The 509-nt window shown below is 62.5% G+C and carries 1 protein-coding gene; it reads left to right on the forward strand.

From position 1 onward, the window contains the following. Positions 1-25: 25 nt before the first annotated feature. A partial coding sequence (locus ACMUOY_RS21040) for an aminotransferase class IV (RefSeq protein ID WP_413894634.1) occupies positions 26-509 on the forward strand: 484 nt, incomplete at its 3' end.

The raw sequence follows: 509 nt of genomic DNA on the forward strand, positions 1-509 counted from the left end.
CGACGTAACGCCAACCGTCTTTGCCATGTGCAGTCGCCTGCGCCCGGTTTCACAAGAAGTGCGTGCGCACGGCGCCACCTGCGTCAGCGCCAATGACATCCGTTGGCACAAAGCCCACATCAAGTCCACCAGCCTGCTCGGCGCGGTTCTGTCACGCCAGGTCAGCGCCGACGTGAATGCTCAGGAAACCATCCTTTTTCGCGATGACACCCTGACCGAGGCGTCGTCCAGCAACGTCTGGGTTGTCAAGGATGGCGCCATCTGGGGCACTCCGCGCAACGAGTCGGTACTGGAAGGTATCCGATATGGGCTCATGGAGCGGCTGTGCCGCGAACTCGGCCTGCCTTTCGGGCTGCGGCCGCTGGTGCGTGCTGACGTGGAGCGTGCAGACGAGTTGCTGCTGACATCCGCCAGCAAAGAGGTGCTGGCAGTTACCCGTCTGGATGGCAAGCCGGTTGGCAACGGCCTGCCCGGGCCGATCTACGATCGACTTTTTGCGGCCTACCAAT

It is taken from the genome of Candidatus Skiveiella danica (assembly GCF_022705245.1).
In the GTDB taxonomy this organism is placed as follows: Bacteria; Pseudomonadota; Gammaproteobacteria; order Burkholderiales; family Burkholderiaceae_C; genus Skiveiella; species Skiveiella danica.